Genomic DNA, 15,625 nt, shown 5'->3' with positions numbered 1-15,625 from the left:
GGTATCACCCTGTTTATAATCCCGCAAGATTGACCATTTGCTTGCGCAATTCGACGATATCCAGATTGTTGTCAAAATGAACATCGGAGAAACGAATCGCCTTATCTTTTGCGACATCCTTCACCAGTCGGACATGATGGGCCAGCCCCATTGGCAAAAAATCTTGTGCCACACTGATGCTGGCTGGCAAGGCATTGGCCCAGACAGTAAACCCGCCTTCACCATCCAGCATCTCACCCGCTTTGAGATCGCGTTTTGCCGTTGCAACCGCATCGCCCCGGAAACTTAATGCTGTCCCGGTAGCTTCTCCTCGTAATACCGCGGAGAGAATACTGATGCTGGTTTCCAGACCAATCAGATGGAAAGGGCGCCACATCGACGCGTACCAGCCGCTTGGGTCGGTCAGTAATCCGTACTGTTTGAAACAGGCCCGGCTGTATTCATCCCGGGCTTTAAATGTCACGAAAACGCCGTAGCGGATATTGTTAAGCACCTCACGTCCGTCAGGCTCCTGACTGGCTGCGATATCCACAAGCCCACTGCGACCCAGGCGCCCGCCATCAGATGCCGGAGAGAAGACCCGCGCCAGGTCATGCACCCCGGCAGGGGGAAATTCCAGTCCGTTATCGGGACAGTCTAATCCGGTTGCGTTGGCGACAGCCGCCATCTCAATGGCCGCTTTAGTACCATCGGTAAACGAGTTGTACATTTTTGGGTTAAAGTCCCCGGCAGCAACTTCTTCGTCAGACCAGCCAAAGAATCCCCAGACGGTATCCGGTGTGGAGTAGCGGTATCGCGGTTCGTAATTCATCCCTTTACCTGCGGCAACGATTTCAAAGCCACAGGCTTTAGCCCAGTCAACCAGTTCACAAATGATCGCCGGTTGATCACCATAAGCCATGCTGTAAATCACCCCGTTCTGGCGCGCACGTTCCGCTATCAAAGGCCCGCACAACACGTCGGCTTCCACATTTACCATCACCACGTGTTTTCCATTTTCGACCGCATGGAGAGCGTGACGAGTGCCGGCCAGAGGATGTCCCGTCGCTTCAACTATGCAGTGGATTTGCTCACACCGGATCAGCTGTTCTGCATCCTCAACGACGCAGGTTGTGCCTTCGCGTAAAGCTGCTTCGATGTTATGCGCCTGATACTGCGATTCTGGCCATCCCACACGCGCCAGGGCAGCACGGGCTTTCGGGACATCCAGGTCTGCAACGGCCACCACATGCAGCCCTTCCAGGTGTCGCAGTTGGGCAAGTACCATCGAACCAAATTTGCCGGCGCCGATAATGCCCACACGAACAGGCTGTGCTGAACCCGATTTTGCGGCACAGGCACGCTCAGCTAACAATGCTGCTAAGTTCATTTTCTACTCCTTTAAGGGGGATGGATTAACGCCAGCCAGCAATCTGGCGGCGATTTCTGCTCATGAGATAAATCAGCAACGGCGAGAACAAAACCAGGACAGCTAACAGATAGAGACCGCTCTGTGATTTACCGGAAATCGAGATAACGAGGCCAACCAGGAAGGGCCCGAAGAACCCACCAATATTGCCAATTGAGTTAATCAGTGCCATGCCACCGGCACAGCCTCGGCTGGTAAGAAAGGATGCTGGAAGGGTATAAAACGTCGGCACGCATGACAGCATACCCACCGTCGAAAGCGTTAACCCCACCATGGATATCACGGGTGAGTCGCTGATAGCGGCGACCACAAATCCGACAGAAAAGAGCAGCGATGGAAGAATAAAATGCCAGGTTCGCTCATTGGTTTTATCAGAGTGATTCGACCACCAACACATCACCACCGCGCCTGCGATATAGGGAATCGTACCCAGCATGCCGACAACAGTATCAGAGTAATCGAAGCGCTTGATAAACTGCGGCATCCAGAAACCGAGGCCTGTGAGACCAATGACGGTAAAGAAATAGGCCATCCCCAGCAGCCAGACTCGTCGGTCTTTGATCATTTCCCTGAAACCGGAGTGTCCGGCGGACAAGGTCGCCTGTTGGTCTTTTTCCATCAGGTCCTGATAAGCCTGACGCTCTTCGGGTTTAAGCCAGGACGCTTTGGACGGTTTATCGGTAAGATAAAGAAAAACCACAACGGATAAGATGACAGGCGGGCAGCCTTCAATTAAAAATAGCCACTGCCAACTCTCCAGCCCCCCAACATTATGGAAATTATCGAGAATATAACCCGAGATCGGATTGGCGATAATAGCAGCCAGCGGAACACCTAAATAGTAAATGGAGAAGACTTTAGCCAGCTCCTTTTTGGGAAACCAGGTTGTGAGATAGAAAACAATACCTGGCGCCAGTCCCGCCTCGGCCACGCCCAGTAAAAAGCGCAGGATACTAAGCGTCACCACGCCTTGTGCAAACGCCATCGCCATGGAAATAATGCCCCATGTGATCATGATTCGGGCTAACCAGAAGCGTGCACCGTATCGTTCCAGCAGCACATTGCTGGGAATTTCAAACAGAATATAACCGAAGGAGAATATCCCCACAGCAAAGCCAAAATGTTCAGGCGTTAACCCCAGGGATTGATTCATGGTTAACGCGGCCATGCCGATATTTGAGCGATCTATAAACGCAAGCAGATACATCAGCAGTATCAGGGGCATCAGCCGAAATTTGGCTTTTTTTATCGCCCCCCTTGCCAGCGATGAAATTTCTGTTTGGCCTGGCTCAGGCGTAACACCCACACCGGCCAGCGTACTATCGAACTCTTCTACGTGTTTCATGATGTATCCCAGTAGCGTTTAACCCACTGAAAATCACGGAAAATTCATGAATACCGCGACAGTTTTATGAAAAAGTAAAACGTTTTACTTTTTCAAGAGTTTTACGACTGATACAGAAACAGTCAAGAGATGCGCGGAGAAAGTTAATAAATTGTGACTAGGTTAACGAGTTGTAAATGATCATGCTTTCAGACGGGGAAGGATACCCGTGATGCCACGGGTATCCGAAACATCAGGACTTAAACAGGTTCTTCAGGGTGTGCGGCTGGCAACGCAGATACTGTTCCGGCGCATGGACCTGGGCGCCCAGCGCCGCTGCCGCATGCCATGGCCAGCGCGGGTTATAGAGTGCGCCGCGGGCGATGGCAATGAAATCTGCATCCCCGCTGGCCACGATGGATTCCGCATGCTCGGGCTCGGTAATTAATCCCACCGCCACCACCGGAATATTTACCGCAGCTTTCACCGCCCTTGCCAGCGGCACCTGATAGCCCGGATAGACCTCAATCTTCTGATCCGGATGCAGACCGCCGCTGGAGACGTGGATCACGTCAACGCCACGCGCTTCCAGCATTCTGGAGAACTCGACCGCTTCTTCAAGGTTAAATCCGCCTTCCACCCAGTCCGTCCCGGAGATACGCACGCTGATGGCTCTCTCCGCCGGGAAGGCTTCCCGCACCGCGTCGACAATTTCCAGTGGGAACCGGGCTCTGTTTTCCAGCGAACCGCCGTAATTATCCGTGCGCTGATTAGAGAGCGGCGATAAAAACTGATGGAGCAGATAGCCGTGGGCGGCGTGGATCTGGATCAGATCGATATTCAGTCTGGCAGCACGTTTTGCGGCCTCAGCGAACTGGTTGCGGATTTCGGCTAAGCCCTCGCTGTCGAGAGCGGTTGGCGGGACATAGCCCTCGTTGTAAGGCACTGCAGAAGGGGCTAACGTCTCCCAGCCCCCTTGCTGGTCGGGTGGGATTTGCTGCCCCCGATGATCCCACGGCTTGTGCGTTGACGCTTTTCTGCCCGCGTGGGCCAGCTGGATGCCAACAGGAATATCAGACCACTTACGCAGGGTATTCAGCACCCGGCCCATCGCTTCCTCGGTTTTGTCATCGTAGAGCCCGACGTCAGCGTAGGTAATGCGGCCTTCCGGGGAGACGGCTGCCGCCTCAATGGTAAGCAGACCCGCACCGGAAAGGGCCAGTTGCCCCAGATGAAGGGTATGCCAGTCATTCATGCAGCCCTCTTCGGCAGAATACTGACACATGGGGGCGATCACAATGCGATTGTCGAGTTCAAGATTGCGGATACGTAACGGTGTAAACAGCTTGGGTTGAGACATACATGTCACTCCAGATTGTAGCGTTAGAAACAGGGGAGGGCGATTTTTACCCTTATATTCATCAACATAACGCAGAGATAACGATAACTGAACCTGCCGTTTATGCAAAAGTCCGCTGCGTCAGACGCAACGCTTTAATGATTACGCTATTCACTTTGCGACGTTGCTGAAAGATGCGCCATCAGAAAATCGACAATCACTTTCACTTTTTTGCTGTTCCTGCGGGTGGGGTGTGCCGTGAGTATGTGGTGGGGGGCGCGATGCGCACCGTGACATGGGCGGCTTTATCGTTGCTCCAGATAATGGCAGTAAAACATGGTGCGGGCTTTATTTCAAAACCTGTCCAGAGCATTTGAAATAACACCTCAGTTTTCTGCATAGGTATTTTAATGTAAACATTAATATTCGATTTTTGTTTATTGGTTCGTTATAAGATTTATCTTAATATTAATTTCACTGCTAGTTTTCCTCTTGGGTATAATTGCAAAGGTAGCCAATTTATAGGGCTGAATGTTATTTTTATGTAGCCACTTCTCACCATGATAGTGCAATAAAATACAAAAATATCAATATTAATCAATGATATCAATGTTGACATGTCAACATTGCCGGGACGGCTAGTTTGCGCAGCAGATCCCCGGTTGTTTTTTAGGGTGACGGGAAATATTATTTTCTGTGCGTAGGCGTATTAAACGCATTTTATTATTTTATAAAGGGCGATTAATCAGGAGAGTAATGCATTCTGGTTAACCAGTAGCGGCATTCTGTTTAAAGGGAAACGCATAAGGGATGAATATCATGACCGAAGGTCATCGGTCCACGTCATCATGAATAACAAGTAAAGTTGAGCGTAATAATGAAAGATCAAATTCGCGTAGCTGCAATTCTGGCGGGCGCGCTGGCCTCTGGTGCCGCATTTTCTAATAATATGACCACGAATCCGGGTGCTGCCGCGGGTACGCAAAACACCGGCGGGATCGTGGAGTTCAGCGGTGAAATCGTCGATGCCTCCTGCAATATCACCACCAAAAGCAAAGACGTGCAGGTTGACCTGGGGAAATGGGGCGCAAGCTATTTCACCGCAGCAGGCACCGAAACGACTAAAACTCCTTTCAAAATTGAGGTAGATAACTGTCCGGCGTCGGTGACGACGGTTGCCGTGCTGTTCGATGGTCAAAAAGATGCCCTTGATGCCACCCTGCTGGCGGTGGCCGGTGGAGCGAAAGGTGTGGGTATTAAATTGTATAACAACGGCGCTTCCAGCTCTCAGGTTGTCCTGGGGACGGTTTCAGCGAGCGTTCCGGTAGCCTCCGGTAAAGCCACGGTGCCCTTTTTTGCCGACTACGTCTCCACGGAGAAGACCGTCACCCCGGGTGCGGCTAATGGCGTTGCAAACTTCCTGATGGTTTATAACTGATCCCCGCATGAGCAGGCCCTGCGCCTGTTCATTCTCTTTTTTGTCCAATGGTATCTGCACGATGAAACAGCTTCTTGCCGCTGTGATGACCGCTTTTCTTCTGGTCTGCGCCACCGCTCAGGCCGGGGTAGTGATGGGCGGAACCCGCGTGATCTATGAGGAAGGAAAACGCGAAGCCACCATTACGGTGACGAACATGGATACCCGCGTTCCCTACCTGGTGCAGTCGTGGGTTGAAAACCAGGCCGCAGACGATAAACGCCCGGTGCCTTTTGTGGTTACGCCGCCGCTCTTTCGCCTCGATCCTGAGCAGGAGAACGTCCTGCGGATCAGCTTCACCGGGGGCGCATTGCCTACAGACCGGGAGTCAGTGTACTGGCTGTGCGTGAAAAACATCGCCCCGACGCAAAAAGCGGCGTCCAACAAGCTCCAGATCAACGTGAAATCGAAGTTCAAGCTCTTCTGGCGGCCAAAAGGGCTGGGCGAGGCCAAAGACGCCTGGCAGAAGCTGACCTTTACCCGACAGGGTAACCGGCTGGTGGCCCATAACCCGACGCCGTTTTATGTCTCCCTCTACAGCCTGACGGTTGGTGGCAAAGCGATCCCCGAACCGGGCATGATCGCGCCTCAGAGCAGCCAGACGTGGACGGGTGTCGGCAGCGGGCAGGTGACGTGGCGCGCCATTAACGACTCTGGCGGTATCACTGACGCCGCGCAGCAGTAACCGGGGGCGAAGGTGAAAAAGAACACTTCACACCGCGACGGTGCGTTACTGCTGGCAACGCTCCCCACTGCGCTGTTGATGATCTCGAGGCCCGGGGTGGTGCGGGCAGAAGATTACTTCGATCCGGCGGCGCTGGAACTGAGCTCAGCGCAGCAAAAAACCGCCGATCTGCACTATTTTGCCACCGCAGGCGGGCAGCAGCCCGGCACCTGGCCGGTCACCATCTGGGTCAATGACCAGCAGGTCAGTGAAGGCAACATTACCTTCGTGGAGGAGAATGGCACCCTTGTGCCAGTGCTGACGGCGGCCCAGCTGGCGGAATATGGCGTCAACGTTAGCGCGTTCTCCTCATTTGAACGCCTGCACGACGGGGAAACCTTCACCCGTATCGGCCAGTACATCCCGGATGCCAGCAGCCGGTTCGACTTCCCGACCCAGCGGCTGAACCTGAGTATTCCCCAGGCGGCAATGAACGTTCAGCGCGAGGGGTATATTGATCCCGCACGCTGGGATGAGGGGATACCGGCGGCCTTTGTCGACTACACGCTCTCCGGCGCGCAAACCGGGCAATCCACCCATAACGGGCGCTCCACCTTCCTCAACCTGCGCAGCGGGGTGAACCTCGGGCCGTGGCGGCTGCGCAACACCTCGTCCATGCAGTACGACTCCACCCGGCGCTTGCAGTCGCTCAGTACATACCTGCAACGGGACGTCGCCCCGCTGAAAAGCCAGCTGCGGATTGGGGATACCTACACCAGCGGGGAGGTGTTCGACAGCGTGCAGTTTCGCGGCGTCCAGCTGATGTCAAATGAAGAGATGCTCCCGGACAGCCTGCGCGGTTTTGCTCCGGTGATCCGCGGCGTCGCCCACAGTAACGCCAAAGTGACCATCTCCCAGCATGGCTATGTGATCTACGAAACCTACGTCTCCCCGGGGGCGTTTGCCATTAAGGATCTCTATCCGACCGCGCAGAGCGGCGACCTGGAGGTCAACGTGAAGGAGAGCGACGGTTCGGAGCGCACCTTTACCCAGCCGTTCTCGTCCGTGCCGTTTATGCTGCGGGAGGAGCGGGTAAAATACAGCCTCAGCGCCGGGCGCTTTCACCCAGGCCACGATGAGAGCCGCACCCCGGCGTTTATCCAGAGCACGCTGTTTTACGGTTTACCGGCAGCCTTTACCCTGTCTGGCGGCACGCAACTGGCCGATGATTATTACGCGCTGGCCCTCGGGGTGGGGCATAGCTTAGGGAAGCTGGGCTCGCTGGGTACCGACGTGACGCTGGCAGACACCACAACCCCCTCCGGCAAGCGCTACCGCGGCCACTCCCTGCGGGCGCAGTATCAGAAAAGTTTTGCCCGGGCGGGCACCTCGTTCAGCCTCGCCAGCTACCGCTACTCCTCCAGCGGGTTTTACGACTTCAGTGAGGCGATGAGGCTGGAGCAACGTTACGGGCTGGTGGATAACAAACGCACCCGGGAAGAGGTTGCCATCAGCCAGACCCTCGGCGAGGTGGGGAACCTGTCGTTGTCCGCTTACGTTCAGGACTACTGGCACAACCAGAGCAGCGACAAAACGCTCCATGCCGGCTTTTACAGCGCCTGGAAAGGGATCTCCTGGGGGCTGGGCTACTACTATACCCAGTCCAGCGGACACAATAATCCCGATCGCTCCTGGTCCTTCAATATCACCATTCCGCTGGGTGGTTCGCTTGCCAGCAGTTCAGTGAGCTACACCACCTCGTCGGATAATCGCGGCTATACCTCGCACCAGGTGTCGATGTATGGCTCGGTGCCGAAGAGCCCGAATCTTTACTACGCCGTGCAGCAGGGCTACGCCAGCCAGGGGCAGGGGAGTAACAGCGGCGCATCCCTCGACTACCACGGCGGCTATGGGCAGGCGCAGCTGGGTTACCGACACGATCGCGACAGCAGCCAGCTCACCTGGGGAGCGTCGGGCTCCATCGTTGCGCACCCGCATGGCATCACATTGGGGCAGAGTCTGGGGGACAGCTTTGCCATCGTGCGTGCGCCGGGGGCGGTCAACGTGGCTGTTGAGAACGGCAGCAACGTTCATACCGACTGGCGGGGCTACGCGGTGGTGCCTGCGCTGACGGCCTGGCACAAAAACGTCATTACCCTTGATACCGAATCGATGACCAGCGACACCGACGTCGAGCAGTTCGGCGCGACGGTGATCCCCGGCGGTGGGGCGGTGGTCGAGGCAAACTTCCGGACCCATATCGGCCATCGCGTGCTGTTTACCCTGCATGACCAGTCGGGGCCAGTGCCGTTTGGCGCCAGCGCCCAGCTGGTTGGCGATCGCAATGCCGCCACCGGCATGGTGGCCGACGGCGGAATGGTCTACCTGAGCGGTATTCCGGATACCGGCACCCTGGAGGTGAACTGGAATGACAAAGGGGAAGCCCACCGCTGCACGCTGCCTTTCCACATCGCCGCCGACCAGCCGGATGCGGTGAAGCGTATCGAGGCAGCCTGTTTATCACAATGAGGATATTAACCATGCGGTTAGTCTGTTTACTTTTGACGGTTGCCGGGCTGTTCAGCCCTGGCGTATGGGCGGCAGCCTGCAATGGCGATACCGGCCAGATGACCATCAACGTTCAGAACATCAAGTATCTCCCTTCGCTGCGTAACAACACCCAGATGACCAGCATCATGGCCGACAGCGGCAGCGGGTTTCGTTTTAGCTGCGATCAGGAGGCCCGGCAGGCCGGGGCGATAGCGGTGAAATATGAACAGGAGCGCACCGGGAATGAGACCTTTATCAATGGCCGAATGGTGTTTGAGTCGGCCATTCCGGGTATCGGCTATGCCCTGGGCTTCCAGTGTAGCGGCGGGCCGATCCACTACCTGGACGGCTCCGGTATGCATGAGACGCAGGTCTGTAACAGCAGCGAAAACCCCGCGCTGCTGCACCAGGAACATATCGTGGTGAAGGCGTTTATCACCTTCTTTAAAACCGGTGACGTCAGCCTCGTCAGCGGCAACCACACCAACGCTTCGCCGTTGGGGGCGGTCGGTAAACTCTATGTCGATATTCCCGGCTCAGGCACAACCGGCACGCCCATCAGCGCCGACCTGACGGCGATGAACGTGGATATCGGCGCGGTGGGCAGTTGTAATGTCACCACCCCGACCATTTTTGTCGATTTAGGCAAGGTTAACCGCGCCGATTTTAAAGGGGTGGGGCAGACGGCGGGGACGGCGAAGAGATTGACCATTCCGGTCTATTGTTCGCAGCCAGCGCAGATCAAAATTGGCTTTTTTGGCACGCCAGCCGCCACCGGCATCACCGATACGCTGGCCATTACCCCGTCGCCGTCGAGCGCCAGCGGCGTGGGGGTCAGGCTGAGCTACGGCAATAATGGCGCCAGTGCGCCGGTCGCGGGCACTGCCCTGCACATCAACGAGGCCGGAAACCTGCCGGGTCTGGGACAGGTGACCGCGACAAATGCCGCCAGCGCCCAGCCTTTCCACTTTGTTGCCCAGCTGGTACAGACTGACCCGACCGTGACGGCGGGGTGGGCAAACACCACTGCCACCTTTGCGCTGGAGTATAACTAGCCTTCTGCGAACGGGCGTCGGTTCACGCGTGCCCGTTTTACATCTTCCCGTCAGGCCTGCAAAATAGCGCTCTCACTTTTCGCTAAAGATCATAACGATGAAAAAATCCCTGCTCTGTATGCTCCTCGTTTGCCTGTCTGGTTCCGCTCTCGCCGCCACCCCGGAGGAGGCGCTGGTCGCGGAGGCGGTGAACCCCACCATGACCGCGTTGATGCACGACCAGTCGATCCCAGGCATGGCCGTTGCGGTCATCTATAAGGGCCAGACCTATTTCTTCACGCAAGGGCTGGCGGATGTCGCCGGGAAAAAGCCCGTCACCCGGCAAACCTTGTTTGAGCTGGGCTCGGTAAGCAAAACCTTTACCGGGGTGCTCGGCGGCGATGCGGTGGCGCGCGGGGAGATTGCCCTCAACGATCCGGCCAGCAACTACTGGCCCGCGCTGTCAGGCAAGCAGTGGCAGGGCATCAGCCTCCTCCATCTGGCGACCTACACCGCAGGGGGACTCCCGCTCCAGGTGCCGGAGAACGTGACCGATGCCGCAGCGCTGCAAACGTACTATCAGACCTGGCAGCCAGCATGGACGCCGGGTTCTAAACGCCTCTACGCCAACGCCAGCATCGGCCTGTTCGGCGCCCTGGCGGTCAAGCCCTCAAAGATGAGTTTCGAGCAGGCGCTCACCCGCCGGGTGCTGGAACCGCTGAAGCTGAGCCACACCTGGGTAACCGTACCGGCAAGCGAACAGGCGAATTATGCCTGGGGCTACCGGGACAGTAAGGCGGTGCACGTCTCGCCAGGGATGCTCGATGCCGAAGCCTACGGGGTAAAAACCTCCATCGTGGATATGGCAGGCTGGCTACAGGCCAACCTGCAACCGGACAGCATTAAAGATGCCTCATTGAAGAAAGGGGTGGCGATTGCCCAGTCACGCTACTGGCAGGTAGGCGAGATGTATCAGGTGCTGGGCTGGGAGATGCTCAACTGGCCGGTCTCCTCCCGGACGTTGGAGCAGGGGGCGGATAATAAATATGCCCTGGCTGCCCACGATGCCACGGCTATCGCGCCTCCACAGCCGCCGGTGCAAGCCTCATGGGTACATAAAACCGGCTCGACCGGCGGATTTGGCAGCTACATCGCCTTTATCCCGGAGAAGAACCTCGGCATTGTGATGCTGGCGAATAAAAGTTACCCCAACAGCGAGCGGGTCAAGGCTGCGTACCGCATTCTTGCAGCATTGCAGTAAGGTTTCTGCCCTGAAAGGCCCGGCAAGCGTAGCGCTGCCGGGCCTGTAAAGTGGCAGAAACAAACTTCAACAGGTAAACGCCATCTCCTTTGCCAGCAGGAACGGACGCAGATAACCCACGGTATTCGACAGCGGGATCACCTCATCCGCCAGATTAATGTTTAACACCTCGCGAATGTATGCCCGGCGGCTGGCAATCCGCGCCCACAGTTCCGGGTACGCCGCCTGAATTTTCTCCTGCAAGGCCTGGTCCGCCAGAGCGACGCTCTCCTCAGCGCTCACGCCGGTATAGCCGGAAACAGAGGGGATGATATCGAGTTGCAGGATCATGCCGCTTTTTAGCGTCTCGGCAGAGCCCGGGTAGATGGGGGAGGACATCCACTCCTCGTCGGCGCTAAGGTGCCCGGGATTAAGATGCCAGCCATACTGCGCTTTATTGAGCACCTGTTCGATATGGGCATACAGCCCGCCGCCCGGCATGCCGATTTTAATCTGCTCAAGCCAGCTGGCGATGGCGGCAAAATAGGGTTTCGCCACCCGATCCAGATAATCTTTCTGGCCGTCCGGCAGCTCGCTCTCGTCAGCAATCACAAATCCGGTCCGGCTGGACAGCCCACCCTTAAACCCGGTGGTCAGCGACAGCGGCTGCCCGCGTACCAGCTTTTTATAGGTGGGGTAGAAGTTTGCCTTCTCAAAGCGCTGCCCGGCGGCGGCAATGGTCACCACCGTCTGATACTGCCCCTCTGCCGCCAGCCGTGCCCCCAGCTCGGTTTCGCGGATCCCCGGCTCCACTGCGTCCATGGCGTTCAGCATGCAGGTCGAGGCCAGGTTCGCGCCATATTCATAATGCGCGATTTCATTCTCGTTGTTGGTGATGCGGGCGCCGTTTTCGCCGCCGATAAACAGGTGTGTGGCGTTCTCAAGCGTCGCATCGGTGCTGTTTTTCAGCGCCTCGACGATAAAATAAGGGAGATCGAAAAGCTGCCTGTTATCCGCTCCGGCTGCGGTAAACATCTTCCAGCCCACCACCCCGATTCGGTCATATGCATGCAGACCCGCTTCGCGAAACAGCGACTCCAGCGAGGTTTCATTATCCATCGGCTGATTGGGCAGCGAGAAATATGGGCAGTGTTTGAGGGTAACCGGAATGCGGGAATGGCGGGCCATCTTGAGATTTTCATTGCCGAGGATCGCCGTCGCCGCGCCGCTCTTTTCCAGAATCAGCAGACCCTCCTCAAAGCGCGGCACAAACCCGGTCAGATACTCAAAGTTGCTGCCGTGTTCTTTGTCGGCATAGATCACCAGGGCATCATAGCCCGCCTCGTTGATGCGGGCCAGCACCCTGTTTTTGCGCTCAAGCAGGGTGGCATCGGTAAGCAATACCGGAGCCACATCGGTGAAAGTACGCGGAGCAGGAATGGTCTGCAGCTGGATCATGATTTCTCTCTTCGTCAGAAGGCGGGTCAGGCGCTTTTTTGCGCATGAACCCGCACGGTGGAGGCAGGCGCATTCATCAGCTTATTTGCCGGACGCACCGGGCGGCGCACCAGCTCCCCCTGGCAGTTAGGGCAGCGATGGTTAAGGTGGGTGTCGGCACAGGTCGCGCAGAAGGTGCACTCAAAGGAGCAGATCCGCGCGTCCAGATCATCAGGAGGCAGGTCACGATCGCACCATTCGCAGTTCGGGCGGAGTTCAAGCATGGTTCTTATCCTGTTGGGTTAGTGGCCTTTTTTACTATGCCAGAGAGTAAAAAAAGCCGCGACAGCATAATAGTAACGTGACGCGGGAAGTGTTAACTCTCCTGTTGCACGCTTCTGAAATCGTCAGGAGTATCGATATCAACAATAATTTCCGGGCGATCGAGGGCCACGCACTGGTGTTTACCCTCCATCAGGGCCTGGCGCATGCTGCGGATAGCCGGACGGGAGATCGCCTGTTGCAGGCTGGCGCGATCAATCAAAACAGGGTGGCCGGGCGTACCGTGATAGTGCGGCAGGATCGCCCCCCCGGTGCGTAATGCCCAAAGTTGGCGGTAAATCTCCCCGTCCAGGCAGGGCAGATCGCCGGGGGTAATAAAACAGTAATCCGTGCTCACCGCCCGGGCACCGGTTATCACCGAACTGACCAGTCCGTTTTCATAATCGGGATTATGAACCAGGGTGACATTTTCCCGGTGCTGATATCGCGCCTGTAGCTCCTGGGCGCGAAAACCGGTGACGAGAATAATGCGCGAGCAAAACTGCAGGGCGTTGTTGATACTGGCATCCAGAAGGGTTCCCTCGCGCCAGGGTAACATCATTTTCCACGTCCCCATGCGGGAGGAGAGTCCTGCGGCAGTAATAATACAGTCGACCGGCATTGTCTTATCCCTTTATCAACATGAGAGAAGGTAAAGAGAAAATATACCGCAAATTTCGGGATTTAACGCGCTGACCGTCGCCTGCTAAAACGCCCCTCTGAGCCAGAGGGGCGATCCGCGCAATCCTCAGCGCGTCAGGTAGCGGGGGGCGGGTTCGCCGGTGCGGGCGCTGGCAAACAGCGCCAGGCGCGCCTCTTCGTAGCGCGTCCACAGGGCTTCATCGTGCATCGGCGGGATAGTGATCAGCTCACCCTGGTCGAGCCCCGCCAGCGCCGCATCCACCATATTGTCGGTGGTCATCACCGACCCGGCGGGCAGATCGTCGGCGCTGATGCCGGACAGCTCCCAAATCTCCGTGGCCGTGGCTGCGGGCAATACCGCCTGGATACGCACCTGGCTGTCGGCAAACTCCTCCTGTAATCCGCGCGTAAAATTCAGCACCCAGGCTTTGGTGGCGCTGTAGAGCGCGCTGCCCGCCCGGGCATGGATCGACAATACCGAGGCGATATTAATCAGGGTACCGCGGTTGTTTTGCGCCAGACGCGGCAGCAGGGCATAAGTGAGACGCATCAGCGCGGTGGTGTTGAGCATATTGATCGCCTGATGCTGCGCCACGTCTCCCGCGAGGAACGGCGCCATCTGCGCAGTACCGGCATTGTTGATCAGGGTGTCGATAGCGGCGTTGTTGCGCAACATCTCTTCCACGGCGCGGATCCCGCTTTCATCGGTAAGATCCGCCGTCAGGGGGGTGACCTTTACCCCATAGCGCTGCCTGAGCTGTTCCGCCAGCGCCAGCAGACGCGCCTCCCGACGGGCCACCAGCACCAGATCGTAACCGCGAGCGGCGAGACGGTCGGCGTAGACCGCGCCAATGCCGGAAGATGCACCTGTAATTAAAGCTGTTGAACGTTGCGTAGTCATTGTCGTACCTCATAATGGGAGATAGTGGTTTTAATATGAAACTAAATAAACTGTGCGCCATTTGGTTTTATTATGCAACCAAGTCAGCGAAATTTTTTGATCCCTGCGTTGGGCGGTGGAGATGCGCGTCCGCAAAAGTGCGGTTTTACAGTAAAGTAAATAGACAAACTCACGATCCCACCGTCGGTCCGGAACGGTCTCTCTCAGGAAGGGTATGAAAAAGCTGTTGCTGGTTCTCTTTGTCTTAACTGCATTTGCAGCGAACTCCATTCTTTGCCGCGTAGCCCTGAAGAACGGCCATGCCGATCCTGAAACCTTCAGCATGTTGAGATTACTGGGGGGAGCGGCAGTGCTGTTTGTCTGGCATCTGGCGCGGGGAAGGCTGCAAGAGATACGCTGGAAAATTATCGACGCCCTGCTGTTGTGCGCCTATGTCCTGTTTTTCTCGCTGGCGTATGTTCAGCTCAATACGGCGACAGGCGCATTGCTGCTGTTTGGCGCAGTCCAGGTCTGTATGATCGGCTGGAGCGTGGTAAAAGGCGAGAGACTGAGCGGCTATAAGGCCTGCGGGATACTCATTGCCGTAGGGGGCATTATTACATTACTGCTTCCTGGGGCGACCGCGCCTCCGCTTGCGGCGGCCATTACGATGGTAGCCTCTGGCTTCGCGTGGGGCGCCTATTCGCTGCGCGGCAAAAATATCCAGGCTGCGGCGGGAACAACGAGCGGTAATTTCATCCTCAGCCTGCCGGTTATTCTCCTCCTGAGCCTGGTACGACAGGTGCCAGTCCATATTGACACCAGCGGCATTATCCTGGCCCTGCTTTCTGGCGGGCTGGCATCTGGCGTTGCCTACGTGCTCTGGTATGCCCTGGTCACCACGCTCTCTTCAGCAACCGCCAGCACCCTGCAGCTGAGCGTTCCGTGTATCGCGGCGGCATGCGGCGTGTTATTTCTTGGTGAGGTACCGGATCTGCGGATGTTGCTTTGCACGCTGGCGGTGCTGGCCGGAATAGCACTGGTTATCGCCGCTGATAACAAGAAGCGGCAGCAGCCGGAAAAAAACGGTTTCTGAACGGGAAGGAGGTCATCATTCTCCCGCTGTCATCTCGCTTCTACTGAGCAGGGATAAAAAATAAAACCTTTATATTCTTGTGTGTTTAATTGCATTATATAAGTGGGTAGATTATTTTTTGTACAGATTCAATAAAATTTGCTCTAAATGAAATAAATGTACAGACTTTAGTTAATCATTTTTATAAGAAGGAAAATTTAACTTATTGATTTT

General features: G+C 56.3%; 13 protein-coding genes. 6 read left to right on the top strand and 7 right to left on the bottom strand.

Annotation, left to right across the window (positions count from 1 at the left end):
• Nucleotides 1-13: 13 nt before the first annotated feature.
• The 3 genes from ACOKCT_RS01555 to ACOKCT_RS01545 all read right to left on the bottom strand — a co-directional run bounded on the left by ACOKCT_RS01555 (nucleotide 14) and on the right by ACOKCT_RS01545 (nucleotide 4,092).
• A complete protein-coding gene (locus ACOKCT_RS01555) occupies nucleotides 14-1,369 on the bottom strand; it encodes an NAD(P)H-dependent oxidoreductase (RefSeq protein WP_159339187.1) in 1,356 nt (451 codons plus the stop codon).
• A gap of 25 nt (nucleotides 1,370-1,394) precedes the next feature.
• Nucleotides 1,395-2,753, bottom strand: coding sequence for an MFS transporter (locus ACOKCT_RS01550; protein WP_180210583.1), 1,359 nt, complete (start codon nucleotides 2,751-2,753; stop codon nucleotides 1,395-1,397).
• A 232-nt stretch (nucleotides 2,754-2,985) separates the two neighbouring features.
• Nucleotides 2,986-4,092 (bottom strand): NADH:flavin oxidoreductase/NADH oxidase, encoded by a 1,107-nt coding sequence (locus ACOKCT_RS01545; protein ID WP_420193091.1) that lies wholly within the window; start codon nucleotides 4,090-4,092, stop codon nucleotides 2,986-2,988.
• 856 nt (nucleotides 4,093-4,948) lie between these two features.
• On the opposite strand from ACOKCT_RS01545, the gene ACOKCT_RS01540 reads away from it, so the two are divergent.
• The 5 genes from ACOKCT_RS01540 (at nucleotide 4,949) to ampC (ending at nucleotide 11,057) form a co-directional block, all read left to right on the top strand.
• Nucleotides 4,949-5,509 (top strand): fimbrial protein, encoded by a 561-nt coding sequence (locus ACOKCT_RS01540; RefSeq protein ID WP_263951016.1) that lies wholly within the window; start codon nucleotides 4,949-4,951, stop codon nucleotides 5,507-5,509.
• A 61-nt stretch (nucleotides 5,510-5,570) separates the two neighbouring features.
• Nucleotides 5,571-6,233, top strand: a complete 663-nt coding sequence (locus tag ACOKCT_RS01535; protein WP_263951015.1) for a molecular chaperone — start codon at nucleotides 5,571-5,573, stop codon at nucleotides 6,231-6,233.
• Nucleotides 6,234-6,311: 78 nt separating this feature from the next.
• Complete coding sequence (locus ACOKCT_RS01530; RefSeq protein WP_420193174.1) at nucleotides 6,312-8,741, top strand: fimbria/pilus outer membrane usher protein; 2,430 nt, start codon at nucleotides 6,312-6,314, stop codon at nucleotides 8,739-8,741.
• 11 nt (nucleotides 8,742-8,752) lie between these two features.
• A complete protein-coding gene (locus tag ACOKCT_RS01525; protein WP_159339184.1) occupies nucleotides 8,753-9,817 on the top strand; it encodes a fimbrial protein in 1,065 nt (354 codons plus the stop codon).
• 97 nt (nucleotides 9,818-9,914) lie between these two features.
• Entirely contained in the window at nucleotides 9,915-11,057 is a 1,143-nt protein-coding gene (gene ampC, locus ACOKCT_RS01520) for a class C beta-lactamase (RefSeq protein WP_420193090.1), read from the top strand.
• Nucleotides 11,058-11,123: 66 nt separating this feature from the next.
• On the opposite strand, the gene ACOKCT_RS01515 is transcribed toward ampC, so the two are convergent.
• The 4 genes from ACOKCT_RS01515 to ACOKCT_RS01500 all read right to left on the bottom strand — a co-directional run bounded on the left by ACOKCT_RS01515 (nucleotide 11,124) and on the right by ACOKCT_RS01500 (nucleotide 14,337).
• On the bottom strand, nucleotides 11,124-12,494 hold the full coding sequence (locus ACOKCT_RS01515; RefSeq protein ID WP_420193089.1) for a M24 family metallopeptidase: 1,371 nt from the start codon (nucleotides 12,492-12,494) through the stop codon (nucleotides 11,124-11,126).
• A 26-nt stretch (nucleotides 12,495-12,520) separates the two neighbouring features.
• Nucleotides 12,521-12,757 (bottom strand): DUF1272 domain-containing protein, encoded by a 237-nt coding sequence (locus tag ACOKCT_RS01510; protein WP_103178985.1) that lies wholly within the window; start codon nucleotides 12,755-12,757, stop codon nucleotides 12,521-12,523.
• Between the two features lie 92 nt (nucleotides 12,758-12,849).
• Nucleotides 12,850-13,416 carry an NTP transferase domain-containing protein gene (locus ACOKCT_RS01505; protein WP_325940197.1) on the bottom strand — a complete coding sequence of 189 codons (567 nt, stop codon included), beginning with the start codon at nucleotides 13,414-13,416 and terminating at the stop codon, nucleotides 12,850-12,852.
• 126 nt (nucleotides 13,417-13,542) lie between these two features.
• Complete coding sequence (locus ACOKCT_RS01500; RefSeq protein WP_325940196.1) at nucleotides 13,543-14,337, bottom strand: SDR family oxidoreductase; 795 nt, start codon at nucleotides 14,335-14,337, stop codon at nucleotides 13,543-13,545.
• A 214-nt stretch (nucleotides 14,338-14,551) separates the two neighbouring features.
• On the opposite strand from ACOKCT_RS01500, the gene ACOKCT_RS01495 reads away from it, so the two are divergent.
• On the top strand, nucleotides 14,552-15,412 hold the full coding sequence (locus ACOKCT_RS01495; protein WP_420193088.1) for a DMT family transporter: 861 nt from the start codon (nucleotides 14,552-14,554) through the stop codon (nucleotides 15,410-15,412).
• Nucleotides 15,413-15,625 lie beyond the last annotated feature (213 nt).

This window comes from Leclercia sp. M-A074-M, from assembly GCF_965195605.1.
Classification (GTDB): Bacteria; Pseudomonadota; Gammaproteobacteria; order Enterobacterales; family Enterobacteriaceae; genus Enterobacter.
Note: the sequence above shows the minus strand (reverse complement) of the source record. Positions and strands in the feature narration are given on the sequence as shown.